Annotated in this window: 15 protein-coding genes; 6 read left to right on the top strand and 9 right to left on the bottom strand. The window is 49.5% G+C overall.

The window, feature by feature from the left end:
• Positions 1 to 503 precede the first annotated feature (503 nt).
• The 4 genes from Pan54_RS22210 (at position 504) to Pan54_RS22195 (ending at position 6098) form a co-directional block, all read left to right on the top strand.
• Complete coding sequence (locus Pan54_RS22210) at positions 504 to 2717, top strand: PQQ-binding-like beta-propeller repeat protein (protein ID WP_146505641.1); 2214 nt, start codon at positions 504 to 506, stop codon at positions 2715 to 2717.
• A gap of 92 nt (positions 2718 to 2809) precedes the next feature.
• Positions 2810 to 4747, top strand: a complete 1938-nt coding sequence (locus tag Pan54_RS22205) for an outer membrane protein assembly factor BamB family protein (protein WP_242631399.1) — start codon at positions 2810 to 2812, stop codon at positions 4745 to 4747.
• Between the two features lie 80 nt (positions 4748 to 4827).
• Positions 4828 to 5727: a ThuA domain-containing protein gene (locus Pan54_RS22200; RefSeq protein ID WP_242631398.1), complete on the top strand. Its 900-nt coding sequence runs from the start codon at positions 4828 to 4830 to the stop codon at positions 5725 to 5727.
• Positions 5727 to 6098: a hypothetical protein gene (locus Pan54_RS22195; RefSeq protein WP_146505640.1), complete on the top strand. Its 372-nt coding sequence runs from the start codon at positions 5727 to 5729 to the stop codon at positions 6096 to 6098. Before Pan54_RS22200 ends, Pan54_RS22195 begins: the two co-directional genes overlap by 1 nt.
• 24 nt (positions 6099 to 6122) lie before the next feature.
• Here Pan54_RS22195 and Pan54_RS22190 read toward each other — a convergent pair whose 3' ends face one another.
• The 4 genes from Pan54_RS22190 to Pan54_RS22175 form a co-directional block, all read right to left on the bottom strand.
• Positions 6123 to 6923: a phytanoyl-CoA dioxygenase family protein gene (locus Pan54_RS22190; RefSeq protein WP_146505639.1), complete on the bottom strand. Its 801-nt coding sequence runs from the start codon at positions 6921 to 6923 to the stop codon at positions 6123 to 6125.
• The gene (locus Pan54_RS22185) at positions 6859 to 8433 is read right to left on the bottom strand and encodes a sulfatase (RefSeq protein ID WP_146505638.1); all 1575 of its coding nucleotides are present in this window, start codon (positions 8431 to 8433) and stop codon (positions 6859 to 6861) included. Before Pan54_RS22185 ends, Pan54_RS22190 begins: the two co-directional genes overlap by 65 nt.
• A gap of 169 nt (positions 8434 to 8602) precedes the next feature.
• Complete coding sequence (locus Pan54_RS22180) at positions 8603 to 8785, bottom strand: hypothetical protein (protein WP_146505637.1); 183 nt, start codon at positions 8783 to 8785, stop codon at positions 8603 to 8605.
• Between the two features lie 57 nt (positions 8786 to 8842).
• A complete protein-coding gene (locus tag Pan54_RS22175; RefSeq protein ID WP_146505636.1) occupies positions 8843 to 9715 on the bottom strand; it encodes a DUF6677 family protein in 873 nt (290 codons plus the stop codon).
• 273 nt (positions 9716 to 9988) lie between these two features.
• On the opposite strand from Pan54_RS22175, the gene Pan54_RS22170 reads away from it, so the two are divergent.
• Positions 9989 to 10411, top strand: a complete 423-nt coding sequence (locus Pan54_RS22170) for a dual specificity protein phosphatase family protein (RefSeq protein ID WP_146505635.1) — start codon at positions 9989 to 9991, stop codon at positions 10409 to 10411.
• Positions 10412 to 10537: 126 nt separating this feature from the next.
• Here the strand turns inward: Pan54_RS22170 and Pan54_RS22165 are convergent, their stop codons facing one another.
• The 4 genes from Pan54_RS22165 to rsmH all read right to left on the bottom strand — a co-directional run bounded on the left by Pan54_RS22165 (position 10538) and on the right by rsmH (position 15591).
• Positions 10538 to 12271 carry a peptidoglycan D,D-transpeptidase FtsI family protein gene (locus Pan54_RS22165; RefSeq protein WP_146505634.1) on the bottom strand — a complete coding sequence of 578 codons (1734 nt, stop codon included), beginning with the start codon at positions 12269 to 12271 and terminating at the stop codon, positions 10538 to 10540.
• A 174-nt stretch (positions 12272 to 12445) separates the two neighbouring features.
• On the bottom strand, positions 12446 to 12637 hold the full coding sequence (locus Pan54_RS22160) for a hypothetical protein (protein WP_146505633.1): 192 nt from the start codon (positions 12635 to 12637) through the stop codon (positions 12446 to 12448).
• A gap of 99 nt (positions 12638 to 12736) precedes the next feature.
• A complete protein-coding gene (locus Pan54_RS22155) occupies positions 12737 to 14488 on the bottom strand; it encodes a LysM peptidoglycan-binding domain-containing protein (protein WP_146505632.1) in 1752 nt (583 codons plus the stop codon).
• 176 nt (positions 14489 to 14664) lie between these two features.
• Positions 14665 to 15591: a 16S rRNA (cytosine(1402)-N(4))-methyltransferase RsmH gene (gene rsmH / locus Pan54_RS22150; RefSeq protein ID WP_146505631.1), complete on the bottom strand. Its 927-nt coding sequence runs from the start codon at positions 15589 to 15591 to the stop codon at positions 14665 to 14667.
• A gap of 238 nt (positions 15592 to 15829) precedes the next feature.
• Here rsmH and Pan54_RS22145 point away from each other — a divergent pair, with 238 nt between their 5' ends.
• Positions 15830 to 16585 (top strand): 3-keto-disaccharide hydrolase, encoded by a 756-nt coding sequence (locus Pan54_RS22145; RefSeq protein WP_146505630.1) that lies wholly within the window; start codon positions 15830 to 15832, stop codon positions 16583 to 16585.
• Between the two features lie 132 nt (positions 16586 to 16717).
• Here Pan54_RS22145 and Pan54_RS22140 read toward each other — a convergent pair whose 3' ends face one another.
• The gene (locus Pan54_RS22140) at positions 16718 to 17050 is read right to left on the bottom strand and encodes a hypothetical protein (protein ID WP_146505629.1); all 333 of its coding nucleotides are present in this window, start codon (positions 17048 to 17050) and stop codon (positions 16718 to 16720) included.
• Positions 17051 to 17401: the final 351 nt, after the last annotated feature.

Genomic DNA, 17401 nt, shown 5'->3' with positions numbered 1-17401 from the left:
CACACTCGCTTGCGCTTCGTGCTTGTATGACTCCTACTCTTTCATCGACTTGCTGATCGTTTCGCATGGAGTGGAAACTCTTATGCAATGACGACTGCACCCAAAAGCCGAGAGCGATAGCGGATATGACTGTTTTGCGACTGACGTTTTGGGAAATTTCGCTTCCATCGGTTGTGAGGCTGATAACGTATGTAGGAATATCACAAACCCACCAGTTGACAGGGGTTGGTTCGAACACTCTCTGTGCTGACGCACAATGATCGTGAATAAACTGTGCCATGACTGGCTCGATTTGTCTTCTTTGACCCATTTTCAGGAACGTTTCCCCTCTGGAATTGCGGGGATCGTTTACAAGCGATGATGGGATGCGTAAACTCAATAAACCTGCATATCTACATCAACTGATCTCGTATTGCCGATTAAAGTCGCTGGTAAGCAAGTCCAGTTGATGTCAGCCTCATGAATGACACCTCGATTCCAAACCATACGCAAAGGAATAGGTTATGAAGTTAACACACCTGACAGGACTTACCCTGTGTCTGGTGTTCGCGACAACGCTGAACGCTGGCGATTGGGCCCATTGGCGTGGCCCGGAAATGAACGGGATTTCCCGCGAAACCAATTTACCAAGCAGTTTCGATCTTGAAACGGGCGAAAATGTGCTCTGGGAATCGGAAATTGGGGGACGCTCGACACCGATCGTGATCAACGGTCGCGTCTATTTAAACTGCCGAACCAATGACGATGTGACCGACCCCGTTGAAAAAGTTCACGCTCGTGAACAGGTTGTCTGCTGGGATGCTGAGACGGGCGAAGTTCTCTGGAAAGATGTGTTCAACGTTTTCCAGACAGACATTCCTGCCCCTCGCGTCGGCTGGGCTTCAATGGTCGGCGATCCTGAAACCGGAAATGTTTATGTGCATTCGGTCAGCGGAATTTTCAAGTGCTACAATCCCGATGGAAAAGTCCTCTGGCAGTATTCACTGTTTGAAGAATTCGGAAAGATCTCCGGCTACGGCGGACGGACTCATACACCCATTATCGATGAAGATCGTGTCATCGTCAGTTTTCTTTGTCTGAACTGGGGAAAAACAGCTGCTCCCCCACCGAAACAAAGTTTTTATGCATTCGATAAAAAGACCGGTGCTCTGCAATGGGTTTCTGCTCCTGGTGGGGCTCCACTCGATACAAACTACTCCTGTCCAATTGTGACCGTAATTGATGGCCAGCGGATGCTGATCGCCGGAAACGCTGATGGCGGGATCTACGGAATCAATGCTCGAACTGGTGAACCGATCTGGGGAGCCAAACTCTCTAAGCGTGGTTTGAATTCTTCACCGGTTGCAGACGGCAATCTCGTCTATATCTCCAATGGGGAAGACAACATCGACACGATTGAATTTGGTCGTGTGCAATGTTTCGATGCTTCAAAGACTGGCGACATTACAGAGTCAGGTTCCGTCTGGCGTGTTAATGACATCAAAGCTGGATACGCCAGTCTGCTCGTGAAAGATGGCATTCTTTACGTCGTAACAGATACCGGAAAGCTGACTGCCTTCGATTCCAAGAACGGTAACATCCTCTGGGAATACTCAATTGGAACTGTTGGAAAAGGGTCTCCCGTCTGGGCGGATGGCAAGCTGTATGTCATGGAAGTGAATGGAAACATTCATATCCTCAAGCCGAGTCGCGAAAAGTGCGAGAAGCTATTTCATACACAGTTACTCGCCACCAAAGGCAATGGATACGACGAAATTTATGGATCACCGGCGATCGCCAATGGGAAAATTTATTTCTGCACTCGCGATCGATTGATCTGTGTGGGCAAGAAAGATCATGAAGTCACTTCCGATCCCGTTCCTGAGTTAGCCGCCGAAGATAGCGGCAGTGAAGAAGTCGCAACTCTGCGATTGATTCCTTACGAAGCACGCGTAACAGGCAGCGGTTCGATCGATTACGAACTGCGAGCCTATAACAAAAACGGTGTCTTCCTGAAGACGCTCGATTTTGAATTGACTCCAGACGAGAAACTGACCGCCGCCAAGGCTCAGGGAAGTAAATTGGTTCTGGAAGGAGCTGACAAGGAGCAGTCTGGACTTGTCACTGCTAAAGCCGGCGATTTAACCACGACCGCTCGCGTCCGCTATTTCCCCGAAGGCAACTGGAAATGGGATTTTGAAGGTTACAAAGAAAAACAAGTTCCCGCGACTTGGGTGAATTCTTTCCTCAAGTTGAAGCCGTTTGAAGTGGATGGTCAGACTGCGATGATCAATTCTACTGATAAAGGTCGTCCTTCTGTTTATATGTGGCTGGGTCCACCAGAAATGACCGGGTATACGATGCAGGCGGATGTCCTGATGAAGGAATCCCGTCGTCAGTTGCCAGGTATTGGGCTAACTGTCCAGCGTTACAACTTCATCCTTAAAGGGAATTATGGCAAAGTCGCCATACAAAGCTGGGCACCTCACCTGCGGATGGCCAAGGAAGAAAAATTCCGGTCCGATCCCGACGTCTGGTACACGATGAAATGCAAAGTCGAAATCAAAGACGGCGAGGCTCACGTGCTGGGTAAGGTCTGGGAACGCGATAAAGAGGAACCAACCGAGTGGACTATTGAAGCGATCGATCCTCATCCGAATGAAAATGGCAGCCCGGGGATTTACATCTATTCGATGGCCGATTCGATGATCGACAATGTTTCTGTGACTCAAGAATAATCACCCAAGAATACTCAACTCATAAAATATGACCGGCTCTCCCCTTTCATCAAATGCAAGGGGGCCGAATCTTACTCAAAAGGAAGATACTCATGATTCAATGGTCTTGGAAAACCATTTCCTACCGACTTGCACTGGGGCTTATGTTTGCCTCACTGACAGTCTGGAGCAGCGGCTGCCAGGAAAAGCCGAAACCTGTTGCGAGCGATCCCGATAAAGGCATGGAAGACCATGATCATGATCACGATCATGATCATGAAGAAGGAGACCATGACCATGATGGTGATCACGACCACGACCACGGCGACCACGAACACGAAGAGGAAATGAAGCCCGCAACAGCGTCTCCTGCTCCTGAAACAACAACAGAAACTCCAGCACCTCCTGAGAAAAGTACTGCCAAGCCGGAAATGAAAACTCCTCCGGTCGCTGCACCTGAAACTCCGGAAGCAAATGCCAAACCTGCAGGCACTACAACTGAAGCGACTCCGCCTAAGCCAGCGACTGATCCAAAAATGGAACTGGCCAAAGCTGACAGCAAACCTGCAGATGCAAAACCAGCTGCCGCAAAAGGAACTGTCGCTGGGGACTGGCCGATGTGGGGTGGTGATCCAAGCCGTAATATGGTGAATAAAACGACGGGTGTTTCACTCGACTTTGAGCCAGCTCTTGAAGCTGAAGAAGGTAAGAATCTGATCTTCACCGCTCGACTCGGTTCTCAGACTTACGGTAACCCCGTCGTTGCCAATGGCAAAGTTCTCGTGGGAACTAACAATGGTGGAGAATATCGTCCGCAGCATGAAGGCGATCGAGGAGTCGTCTTGTGCTTTGATGATCAAACGGGAGAATTTCTCTGGCAGCTGACTCGCGAAAAACTTCCTCAGGGACGCGTGAACGACTGGCCAGAGCAAGGCATCTGCTCGACTCCCCTCGTAGAAGATAACAAGGTCTATCTGGCAACGAACCGCTGTGAAGTGATGTGTCTCGATCTTGATGGTTTTCTCGATGACGAAAACGATGGTGTCTACACCGAAGAAGTCGATCATGAGAAACAGGATGCCGACATTATCTGGTCTCTCGACATGATTGAGGAACTCGGAGTCTTTCCTCACAACCTGGCAACCAGTTCTCCAGTGATTCATGGCGACTATCTGTTCCTCGTCACCTCCAATGGTGTCGATGAAGCTCATCTGGAAATTCCTTCTCCACGAGCTCCAAGCTTCCTGTGTATCAATAAGAACACTGGCGAAGTTGTCTGGGAATCGAATGAGCCGTTCGATCAGATTCTGCACGGTCAATGGTCTTCACCAGCGATTGGCGAAGTCAATGGCGTGACTCAGGTTTATATGCCGGGCGGAGATGGCTGGTTGTATGCCTTCGATATCACTTCAGGTGAAATCATCTGGAAGTTCGATTTGAATCCGAAAGATTCCAAATGGGAACTGGGCGGACGCGGAACCCGCAACGCTTTGATCTCAACTCCCGTTTTCCTTGATAACAGTGTTGTTCTCTCTGTCGGACAGGACCCGGAACACGGCGAAGGGGTCGGACACATTTACCGGATTGATGCGACGAAAAAAGGAGATGTCTCTCCGGTCACACCAGAAAATGCACCTAATCCCAATTCCGGACAAATCTGGCATTTTGGTGGTGTCGATGAAGATGGTTCGATCACAGGCCGAAAGGGAGATTTGATCTATCGCAGAACAATTTCAACGGTCGCCATTCACGATGGTCTCGTCTACGCACCAGACTTGAGTGGCTTCCTGCACTGCCTCGATTTCAAAACAGGCGAACAATACTGGGAATATGATGCCTTCGCAGCGATCTGGGGCTCACCCATGGTTGTCGATGGCAAGGTCTTTCTGGGCGATGAAGATGGCGATCTCGTCGTTCTCAAAGAAGGCAAGGAAGAAGAAGTTCTCGCTGAGATCCTTTTCGACTCTTCGATCTACAGTACCCCGACAATTGCGAACGGCAAAATTTATGTAGCCGATCGTTCTCGACTGTACTGTTTTAAAATTAACTAAAGATGACTGAATTTTAGACAGCTGCCCGGTTCTACCTGGCAGCTGTTTTTTTGCCCACACTAACAACAAGGAAACCAGATATGTCGATGCGAATTCGAGCCCTTTCCCTTTTGGCAATTTGCTTGAGCCTGGGAGTGATCACAGGAACCTCTCACGCAGAAGAGAAGAAGTTATCCGTCCTGCTGGTCGATGGCCAGAACAATCATAAATGGGAAGTGACTTCACCTATTCTGATTGACATTCTGGAGTCGACGAATCGGTTTACTGTCGATCGGGCCACATCTCCCGCTAAGGGTGAGGATCTATCGGGCTTCCGTCCGAACTTTTCTGAATACGATGTCGTCGTCTCCAACTACAATGGGGAATTGTGGCCGGAACAAACCCGCAAAGAGTTCGTCGAATACGTGATGAATGGCGGCGGTTTTGTTTCTGTTCACGCGGCTAACAACGCGTTTTCACAATGGCCGGAATACAATCTGTTGATTGGCGTCGGCGGCTGGGGGGGACGGAATGAGAAATCTGGACCTTACATTCGCTTTCGCGACGACAAAATGATTCTCGATAAGACGCCTGGCAACGGCGGCAGCCACGGATCCCGACACGAATTTGTCGTGACGACGTTCGATGAAGATCATCCGATCATGAAAGGACTGCCTTCTGCATGGATGCACAGTGAAGACGAACTTTATGATCGCCTCCGCGGGCCTGCTCGAAATTTGCACGTGCTGGCGACTGCCTATTCCGATCCCGAAACGCGTGGTTCCGGAGAAATCGAACCGATGCTAATGGTTCTCGAACATAAAAAAGGACGCGTCTTTCATACCGTCCTTGGACACGATCCTACAGCCATGAGCTGCGTTGGCTTCCAGACAACTCTGCAACGTGGCACCGAATGGGCGGCAACTGGCAAAGTCACTTTGACGGATGTTCCCAAAAACTTCCCAACTGCAACCGAATGTAAAACCCGTACCTTCGAATAATGGCGAATCAACAGGCAAACCAGGAACGATCGCAGCCTCCGTTTTCGCATGTGATGATCATGGCGATCCTCACGACGGTGAATCTGATGTTCGCGTTTCGTTTCTGGAGTCTGCTGCTGTTTCGAAGAGCCGATGCTGGCTGGCCCTTCATTCCCTTTCTCGGCCTGCTGATCGGGCTTTCAATTGTCCTGTATCTGCTCTTTCTGACACTGAAAAATCGCCCAGCTTCCCCAATAAGCGCTGTGATCATCCTGCTCTGCATGATGAACGCCTTTATGGCAATCATCTCATTCTGTGTTCTTATGACAGTCGGGATTAGCGGAGCAAATTTACCGGTCCCCGATTATTCTTTGCCCCAGGAACCTCGCTGAATCCTGGCATTGTGGCGTCTCAGCTTAATCATAAAACTCCCACCATTTTATGCCGCTGGGCAACTCTTTCAGGCCGCTGAATTCCAGGTGTAGAATCCGACGATGTTGGTCCGTCTCGGGATGTGAGCGACCGCTGGAATGAACGACCAGAGGCCGAATCGCAAGTACGTCGCCCGATTTGCAGGTCAATTGTTCTTCTCGGAAACCGGCCACGCGAAAATCTTTGCCTGTATGATGTGAGCCCGGCAAAACTTCCAGAGGACCGTTTTCGGCGGTCATGTCATCGAGGTGAATCCGCAGTGTCAACATTGACTGCAGCACCTCCAGCGGTGGTTCCGAATGGGGCACTCCAATTCGCAGTCGAGGTCTGGAATAGCGATCCGACTTTACACTTTCCTGCTGGACAGCAATGAGTAAATCTTTGTGCCACGGCAAGGCCCAGGTTTGCATGGGCGGTTTGTCGAAGAATAAACCACGGACGAGGCCGTATTCTTTTCCGAGTGTCCGTTCGAGCAAATTTAATAAGGGCTGTTTCTTCCAGAGACTTCTTGCAGCGGGATATATCGAAAGCACATTGCGAACCGCATACACGTCTCCATTTCGGTGCCGAACGGAATCGGATGTTGACGCGAATGCTGAAGCAATCTGCTTGCGAATCTGTGCGAGTTCTTCTTCACAGAAGACATTGCCGAGGATCGCATAGCCATCCCGTTCAATCTGTTGAACGTGCTCAATGATACTGGCAATTGGAGTCATCGTCTTACCGGCCTCGTTGATCCCACCAGCCGCCGTTCGGCTTGAAGTCCGGCTTGAGATAATTCGCATGCTCCTGCTCTCGTCGAGGCAGACCTTTTTCTTCGAGATTCTCTAAGGATCGTGCATGTGCCTGCTCATTGTATTTCTGATTTCGGCTGGGGAAGTCTGCCCCCACTTCCTTCTGCCAGTTGTTAAGAGAGGCTGAAAGTTCCTCGACACGATCAGGATATCGCTCGGAAATATCGGTCTGTTCTCCGATATCATCGGAAATATTGTAGAGTTCATTTCGGCCATCTTCGAAGTAATGAATCAGCTTCCAGTCACCATCGACAACCATCGCTGAGGGCTCGCCTCCCTGATTGCCGTAGTGCGGATAATGCCAGAACAGTTCGCGATCTTCGACAGACTTGCCCTTTAAAACTGGCACGAGACTGATACCATCCACATGCTGATCTGGCTTGAGTGGAATGCCTGCGATATCGAGAATGGTCGGATAAAAATCCATGCCGATTGCAGGGACTTCCGTTTTTTGACCAGTCGTGACGCCGGGCCAATAAATGTAAAACGGTTGTCGGGTTCCCCCTTCCCATTGTCGACCTTTACCGCCGCGATAGGGGAGACAACTGGTGGCATACCCATCTCCCGAAGAGACGCCTCCGTTATCGGAAGTAAAGATGACGACGGTCTCCTCTTCCAGTCCATTTTTCTTTAACGATTCCAGTACAAGCCCGACCGCATCATCGAGCGCAGCCATCATGCCGGCATAAACGGGATGATCCTGGACCTGTCGAACTTCCTGCGTTCGATCGAGAAGAAATCGAGGCTCGGTCCGATTCGTCAGTCCCATTTTCTCGGCTTTGGCCTGAAACTTTTCCCAACGATTCTGACTGCATTGAATCGGTCCATGCACGGAATAGAACGACAGCATGGCAAAGAAGGGCTCGTCGGATTTGGCGTTGTCCTCAATGAACTTCGCAGTTTCCTTTCCGAGACGAATCGGCAATTCTGATCCCGGTTCATCGTTGCTCAGCTTGGGATTATTATAGGGCGAATGATATCCCCCCGGCGGCGTGCCAAAGTGATATCCTCCTTTGTTGACATCATATCCCTGTTCAGAAGGGGTATGTCCATCACCACCGAGATGCCATTTGCCGGCAAAAAATGTGTGATACCCCTGCTCTTTTAGAGCCTCAGCGATTGTTGTTTCCGAGAGTGGCAATTCGGGTTTGTATTCAGCCGGCAATAACTTGGTATTCCGTCCCCATTTTTCCGGTTGATTGTTGCGTCTGACTGCAATGTAATCGGTGATGTGCAGACGGGCGGGCGTCTTTCCGGTTTGAATGGCGGCCCGGGAAGGACTGCAAACCTGACAGGCCGAGTAGCCTCGATCAAATCGCATACTTTTTTGAGCCAGCGAATCGATATTCGGTGTTTCGTAGAACTCCGAGCCTTCAATTCCCAGATCCTGCTTGCCCAGATCATCCACCAGAATGAAGACAAAATTCGGCGACTTGGCCTCGGCTAGTGAGGAAATACTTAAAAGGGCACTGAAGAGACTGCAAAGCAAAATGGATTTCATATTTCACGCTCGTATTGAGATCTTAGTTGATGCTAATAAATCAGCAGGTTCCGATCTAAACAACGTAACGAATCGGGAATCAATCGTCGAGTCGACAGGCGTTATCTTAAACTCTGCACGCAATGATAAAGCCGTAGTTCAGGCAGTGCCTGACCTACACCGTTTGCAATTACAAATTAACTGTCAGCATATAAAGCAGTAACAGTACACCGAGCAGGAAGACTGTAATCTGCACAAACAGGCGGACCGCTTTGCGGAGAATTGCGGACGTATCTTCGAAACGACTGGCACTGTAAACCAATGATATGACGGCTGTCATCGGGAAGATATAGAATAAAACGGGAATACTCATGCCGGTGTTGCTTTCGACGAATCGCGATTGTTTTGCATCATCTCAAAAGAGGTCCACTTAAGTTGAGGCTGGTTTCGGCTCATCTTCCTGAACTACGCGTGGGCGGAATCCGTAAGCGGGGCCTTCGAAGGCATCCCAGATGCACAGGATATTTAGTAAGCCTGCGATCCAGGTAAAGACCATCGCCAGCTCCCAGCGTTTGCCGAGACGGGCATTTAAATCGCGGAGTTCTTCATCCTGCAGGGGAACCTGATACCAGTCCAGGAACGGCCGCTCTGCATAACCGAGCAGACGGGACCCCGGTGCGATATTACCGGCAGTGACGTTCTCGACCCGCATAAAAACTTTTCGTTGCGGATTGGCTGAGATCTTAGGTCCCAGTGTGAGTCGATCCTGTCCCGGCTCAAATTCAGTGAGATCGACAGCGAAGACATCCCCGGTTGCCTCGTTTGTTCCTGACAAGGTTCCTCGAATTTCGGGGCCCAGCATGCCGGGCTCTTTTTGGAGTTGAATCGTGCCAGAGACGGTTGCACTCTGACCTGGTTCTCCGGTGATTGTTCCGACAAAAGCCGAATTCAATGGTCCTTCGAGGCTGGTATCACTCTGAGAAGCTTCGAACCGCTTGGATTGAATCAGAGCGGGCATTGTCGAAATCCCGAGCAGAACCTGGGAAAGATATCCGTAATTCCGTTTGCGGAAAATCTGATCTTCCCGCTGCTCGTAATACGCGGAATAGACGGGACGCCCTTCACCCAGAGCGACGCCATAAAAGAAGGAGCCGAGAATGCAAAAGCTGAAAATAAAGGCTTTCACATATCGCCGCTGATACAACTGACCAGCCCCGGGAATCAGCCACGAAAGTAACGCAGCCAGCCAGGGTGTCTTCAGATCAATGGTTTCAGGATTTGAGGCAGGTTTATGGGCAGACATACAGACTCAGTATCAGTCAAATAATTAGGGTATTTTCACTCTCGTTAACAACGAAATTGAAGTGAATTGTAGGAAGAATCTGGCAGGATTGATACAGTGAAACCCATACTAATGATTTCTGACCTCGCATGGGAACGCTCGATAATAGTCGTAATTTTGCTAATGAGAGTCGTTGTTGAGTATTGTAAATTTATTCATGGAAAATCATAAACCATTACGACAACGATTGAAAATCCGTTGGACTATTGAGTGATTTGTTTTAGAGCGGTAGAAATGATCCCCATACCAGACTCAAAACTGTGGATCGGAAATGCAAGTGATGCTCGAAATCTGCAGGAAATTCGGAAGCTGGATATTCGAGCAGTTTTTCTGTTGGCATACGAAGAACCGATCTTCAATTACCCTCGCGACTTGACTGTGATCCGTCTTCCGTTACTCGATGGCGGTGAAAATGATTTTTTCAATCTGGATATCGCCGTAAGATCTCTGATCAGCTTGATCCGAAATGATATCCAGACTCTGGTGACATGCAGCATGGGAATGAGTCGCTCACCAGTCATTATTTCTGCCGCGTTGGCGAAACATCATTCGCAGCCATTTGATGAAGTGTTGTCTTCTGTTTGCAGAAGCATGCCGAGTGATGTTTCACCAGGGTTTTATCAATATGTTCGATCAGTATTTGATCAGTTGATCTGAACGTCTGAAGTGAGACATTGTCTTTATATGAGATCGAATCCGTCCCCTCGCTGACGCTTCGGGTTAGGATTGTCGATGAAAATCTGTGCTCATCGGTGTCCATCCGTGGTTCATATAATCGTCACTTCAACGGATCACTTTGGGTTGCTCAGCGACATCAATATGCCGCAGGCCATACGCTTTTTTCAGCATTTTGACGGCTGCCGGAGCGGCGACGTTGGAGCCGTAGTGGCTGGTTCCCTGAGTTGGTTGATCGACTGCAACCAGGACAATCAATTCGGGATTTTGTGTCGGAATGCCGCAGACAAATGAGCAGACGGTTTTGGTTGGCGAGTACGTTCCGAGTTCGGGATCGTACACCTGAGAGGTTCCCGTTTTGCCGAAGATGTCGAGGCCATCAACATCGACACGCTGGCCGGTTCCTTCGGTTAGAACGCGGCGCATCGGATCGCGGATGACCCAGTCGGCGAGGACCGGATCGATCAAGGGCATCGAGAGTTGAGCCGATTTTTCGGTGGCAGTCGAATGGCCGGCTTTCATCACGAGTCGGGGTTGCTGGAATTCTCCCCGGTTCGCCAGAGCGGCGTGAGCCATCAGCATTTGCAGTGGAGTGACGGTGAGTTCCTGCCCCATCGGAATTGAGCCGGTTGAATAGTGATTCCACTGGTTTAACGGACGGACAAACCCGGTCAGTTCTCCCGGCAAGCCGAGGCCGGTGCGGTAACCGAAGCCGAATTGTTGTAATGCTTGATGTAATCCCGAATTTGTAAGACGTTCGCCAATTTGAGCCATGCCGATATTGCTCGATTTGATCAGCACTTCGGCTAGCGACATCTCGCCGTAAGCATGAGAATCGTGCAGAACTCGCGGCCCCATGCGATACTCGCCCCAATGCCCGTGAAAGCGGGAATTGACGGAAACGAGATCCTGCTGCAAAGCCCAGGCAACGATGAGTGGTTTCATTGTCGAGCCCGGCTCGTAACTCCAGTTGACTGCCCGATTGAGCCAGGCTTCATCGGAGAAGGTTGTGGGATCAGCCGGGTTGTAGGTTGGTCGCGACGCGATGGCCAGGATGTCTCCTGACTTCGGCTCGCAAATGACGGCTGTGCAGCCGATGGGCTGCCATTCGGTCATGATCTCGTCCAATTGTTTTTCGACGAGCCTTTGAATCTGGATATCGAGAGTGAGGTGTATCGTTTGTCCGTGCTCGACACGTTCGTTTTCATGTTCGTAGAGATGAATCGCCCGGTTCCGGGCATCGCGAACGAGAGTTCGTTTGCCATCTTTACCACGGAGCAGTTCATCATATTTCTGCTCCATCCCGCCGCGACCTTCGCCATCGATATCGCGCATGCCAAGAATGTGACTGGCTAGTGCCTGATTGGGATAATAGCGTCGAAATTCGCGGTCGAATCCGTACGTTTCTTTGGGAAGATCCAAGGCTCGAATATCATCGGCAACTTTGGGATCGATTCTCCGTTCCAGCCAGAAGAAGCCTTTTTCTTTCTGCGATTCAAGTTGCAGTCGGAGTTCATCAGCATCGCGATTGATGAGGGGAGCGATCGTCTCCGCAAACGTCTTGAAATTATCAATCCGGCGCGGGACAGCATACAGACTTTCGGTATCGATGCTGGTCGCCAATAGTTGGCCGTTACGATCAAGAATATCGCCGGGACGAGCTCGAATGGTTTCGACGAGAGTCTGCTGCTGATCGACTCGCGATTTCATACGCTGAGACTGGGTCCAGTGCAGGCCAATCAGATGAACGACAATCAGCCCCCAGAGAAGCACCACACCAGCCGAAAGGATTTTCAGACGGCTGGTTCGCAGCGAAATCGAAGGATCCGGTTCATCGGTCATTGGATTCTAAACTCTATTCCAAATGGAAACCGGATTATTTGCTTCATTGCTAATAATCTGGAACTCGGATCAACAGGGGTGGCTGGGGCGCTCCGCGTTGGCGGAAGTCCCCGGAAGTTCAACGATTCGGGGGCTTCTCTTTGAGAGCGCCCCCGCCACCCGCTGGTTCATCGGTCATTGTTCATCAGGCTGAGTGATTTGCTGGAGTTCGAGTCGAAGTTGAGATTGCTGTTCGAGCAGAATCTGTTTCTGAAACACCTGGCGCGTACGAATCGTCTGCAATTCCCGATATTCCCGCTCGAATTCCACCGCGCACAACATCACCGCAATGATGAGAGCTGTCAGGAATAGGAATCTGGAGATCATTTTGGGTCTAGGGCTATTGGTCTAGAGTCGAGGGACAAGGGTAGAAGAGTTAGGGAATGAATTATCTAGACCCTGGACTCACGACCCTGGACCTTTCCATTATCGTGAATATCCGGGCTGAGCGGAGACTGTAACCTGGCTGGCATCGCGTGGAAGACGGATAATCGAGCCGACTTTGAGGCGATCAGCGGCTTTAAGCTGTTCACGATTTAAATTATAGATTTCCACCCAACGTGTCGAACGCCCCAGATGCTTCTGGGCAATATCGCTGAGGGTATCGTCATCGCCAATCCGGTACATGGGAGCCCCCGCATTGGTGAAGAACAGTCCCGACTTGATTTCGCAGTAAGGATCATCCTTCTTTGTGGCTCCCGGAATCAGTTTTGCGTACATGCGTTCAAGGTCCTCAGCTTCGGGAACCAGAATGATCATGCCGGTTCGCAGATGCTTCGGGTTGGGAACGCGATGACGATTATATTCAGCCAGGGCATTGAAATATCGGATGGAACCGTACAGTTTTTCAGAGATCGACCAGTAGGTTTCGTCCATCTGCACCTTGTAAACTGGAGTCGGCTTATCGCTGGGTGGGTGATGGTGATGGTGGTTGTGATTGTCTGAGGGATCGTACTTCGGAGGAAACGGATTTTTCGGTTTTTCTGGAACTTGCGGTTGAGTCGGCCTGTCTGGTTTTGTGGGCAGCGGATTATCATCGAACGGATTGAAGCTGCCACCCGACTTAGGCTGCTCGGCTGGCCCGGGAGCGTGAAACTTGGGAGCAGGGACAACCGTAGAATTTCCATCCGGAATTTGCGCGACTTTATTTTCATCAAACGGATTGGAATTGTGTCCGGTTGGTTTGAAATGAGGATCGTGCTGAGCCTGTGGAAATCCGGTGTTGGCAGTTGGAAATCCCCCTTTGGGTTGCTGTGTGTTGACGTTATGAGCAGAAAACGGATCCTTGGGATTTGGATTTGCAGGAGGATGATTCACCTGATGAGTCGGCACAGCATTGCTCTCTTCAAACGGATTGAACTGAGCGGGTGGTTTGGGTTGATTGGGTGTCGACGCATTGGCTTCATCAAATGGACTTTTGGTATTTGGCTGTTGTACGACATGACTCGGAGGAGCCTTCGGCATCGGAAAACTGTTGTCGAACGGATTGTTTCCAGAAGGAGCAGTTGGTTTAGGCTCGGTTTGGCCAGTTGCTCCCGGAAACAAATTTTTAGGAGTATCGGCTTCATCAAATGGATTCTTCCCATTGGAACTCGGTTGCTCAACAATTTTTGTCTGAGAAGCAGGGAATGTCTGGACTGTGGTGCCGCCACCTTGTGGAAACGGATTTCGTCTAGGCGTCAAATCTTCCTCAGGGAACGGGTTCTTTTTAGGGGGCCCCTGTTTGGGAGATTCGAACAAATCGGACGGTGGCTTGCGTGCCACTACTTGAGTGGACTCATTCGGAAATGGATTTTCCCGTTGAGTTGGCTGGAACTGATGAGGATTCGGCTTGCTGGAATGATTGTGTTCATCAAAGGGACTGGGCTCGAACTGAGAGTTGCCCGGCAATTTTCGAGGCTCATTATGATTCTGGTGCGGCGGATTCTGAGCCGTTTGAATCGGCTTGGCATCGAAGGGATTTCCCCCTGAACCGGGTACAGGAGCATGCTCATGGTCGTGGCCATGATGATCATGTCCTTCGTGATTGCCGGAAAACTGGTCCTGAAATTGGCCAGCTTTCTTCTTCATGGCTGCAAGAATGTCTGTCTGATGAGAAACTTTCTGCCAGACAACAAAACCAAATGCCACTCCTAAAAACAGGAGTAGATACAAGGTGAATTTCGTTTCCTTGGGCATAGGAACACTCCACGCTGAGTCAGCGTTATACGATTAAGGATCGCTTTGAGAATTGAACTGTGATGAATCAGACAGGCAAAAACACTTGTCTGATTGTGAGAAAGGAATACTCAGGGGAAATCGACAGAGGAAAACTTGAGTCGAATTTCGAATTTTCGCGGAATATGACAGAAATTCTATTCGGCGCGAATACCGATTCTCAGTTTAGCCGAGCGGGCGCGAGGGTTCATCTTGCATTCGAGCGGACTGGCAGCGGTCGGTTTGCGTGAACTTTCCTGCCAGATCTCTCGATCGAGCAACGCATTTTTCACCATTCGGTCTTCGAGCGAATGAAAACTGATGACCGCCAGACGCCCGCCTGGTTTCAGGCATGCGGGGGCGACTGTTGTCAGAAAACGTTGCAAGTGTTCGAGTTCCGCATTGGCTTGAATGCGTAATGCCTGAAATGTGCGGGTGGCTGGATGCGAACTTCCGACCTTCCGTCCATTTTCTCGGTAAACCTCTTCAACAAGTTCTCCAAGTTGTGGAGCGGATTGTATGAGGGTCGATTTGCGGACAAAAGCGATTTTTTCTGCCAGTTTCTGAGCGAGTGGCTCTTCCCCGAATTCAGTCAACGTCATTGTAATTTCTGCAATTGTCGCTTGATGCAACCACTCGGAAATCGGTTTCCCCTGCGATTCATCGAACCGCATGTCCAGATCGCCTTTGGTTTTGAACCCGAATCCCCGCTCAGCCGATTCGAGTTGATCGGAAGAAAGACCCAGATCCACAAGAATCGCATCGACCTTTTCAATTCCCTCAGCTTTCAATGCGTCCTCTAACTCTGCGTAAGAGGAGTGAATGAGAATCGCATCACTGGCGACCTCAATTCGTTCGGCTGGTTCATGACTTTCCCCGGATAGTGTTTTGGCGGCTCGAACGAGCATCTGACGATCTCGATCCAGGCCGAGTAATTTTCCGCCGGGTTGGATTTTCTCCAGAATTTTCCGACTGTGTCCGGCTGCTCCGACCGTTCCATCGACAATGACCTGACCGGGTGCCAGTTGCATTTCCGAGATCGTCTCCCGTAAGAGAACTGGACGATGTCTTGTTCGGTCTTGCATAATCAATCGTTTCTCTGATTCCCAGGCTTCTGAGCTTACTATTTAATGTGGCACAATCGCTTTAACGTACCGAGCCATGATATCTAATTCTTATGTGTTGAAAACAAGACCACCTTTGAATTGTGAAAATCAAGTATCGGTTTCTGCTTCCGACTGGTAAGAATCTCGCCAATCACGCACAATTACATGCTGATGTGACTGGCGACTCCTTACTCTCTAGATTTCAGGATTCAGATTGATGCAGCAATTATTTATTCTTGCTTTGATGTCCCTTTTCATAAGCCCGGCTCTGGCTGGTGATTCCAATTCGCTTTCCGATCAGGAAGAGAAAAAGGGGTTTGTACTGCTCTTTAATGGAGAAGATTTGACAGGCTGGCATCATTCCGGGAACTGGAAAGTGGAGGAGGGAGCAATTGCCCGTGAAGGAAAAGGGGGGAGCCTGGTCTATGAAAAACAGCCGGTTCCGGATGACTTCGAGATAAAATTTGAGTGGAAGGTGGGCGTCGGAAGTAACTCGGGAGTTTATTATCGTCCGACACAGTATGAATATCAGATTCTCGATAACAGTGTTCATGCTGACGGAAAGAATCCTCGCACGAGTGCCGCGTCTGTCTACTTCTGCATGGCTCCCTCCAAAGACAATACGAAACCTGTTGGAGAATGGAACGAGGCTCGAATTGTCTGCAAAGGAACTGTCATTCAACATTGGTTGAATGGAGAAAAGGTGATCGACTTTGATTACACCGACCCCAAATGGAAGTTCAATGTCGATTTGCTCAAACGTCGCGGCGGCGACCTGACCGCTCGCGGAGCCAAACTCTCTTTGCAGGATCATGGCGATCCGGTCTGGTATCGAAATATCAAGCTTCGCGAAATCCCTGAAGAGGAAACCATCAAAGCTGGCGATTTTAAGCCTGCAGAAATTCCTGAAGATGTTCTGGAAAATGAACGTAAGAAAATTGAGGGAATCGAATCGAGACGTAAGAAGCCCTAAGATCTCGATTGGATTCAAATCTTTTATGCTTAAGAATGCAGATGACAAATAAATAAAGGGGCTGCAATGTTGATTGCAGCCCCTTTCCTGTTGATCGCTTTATTTCATTGCCATGATAGCAATGAAACTAAACTAGATCCGTTTTGGACCTTCTGCAACGGGAACGTCGCAAGAGATATCGCACTGATCATTGTCGCAATCATCAGTTTCGTCTTTCCAGGTTGAGCCACGAGTGTAGGCTTTGGCCTGACCTGGATTGTTCTGCTTCATGGCAGAAAACCCAGTGTAGAAGTAAGACTGATTGACAGCTCCGATTGCATCCGAAACGTCATTAAGCTCAGCAACAACAGCGTGCTGTATTGAACTCAAGCCGACGATCAGGCCGATTACGAGCAGGGTAGCAATCAGAACCAATTCGCTGGAAACAATGAAACCAGCTTCATCTTTCAGGAGTGACATCAACATTATTTGAACTTTCTAGAATTTTTTGAAATGAAGTCGTGTGAATAGGAATGAAACATTCCAGTCCAGAAATGGCTCGATGACCGACATGCCTGTGTACAGCAGGGCATACGCCAGATTACGAATTGAGAAACGCAAAGAACGGCTACGGAAATCGAAAATGGTGAGATGTCTGTTTGGCCCGCAGAAATCTCGGTTTCGCTGCAGCTACTCAAGAAATGTATCCAGAATCGGATATTGATCTCATTACTTGAGCACCCTCAGATTGCATACATGTCATACAACCCTCAGGATGGATATGAAACTAAACATGGGATTGACCAATCACAATAGCTAAAATCAATATTTTATTCA

Origin of the sequence: Rubinisphaera italica (assembly GCF_007859715.1) — a bacterium.
GTDB lineage: Bacteria > Planctomycetota > Planctomycetia > Planctomycetales > Planctomycetaceae > Rubinisphaera > Rubinisphaera italica.
This window is presented reverse-complemented; position numbering and strand designations above follow the sequence as displayed.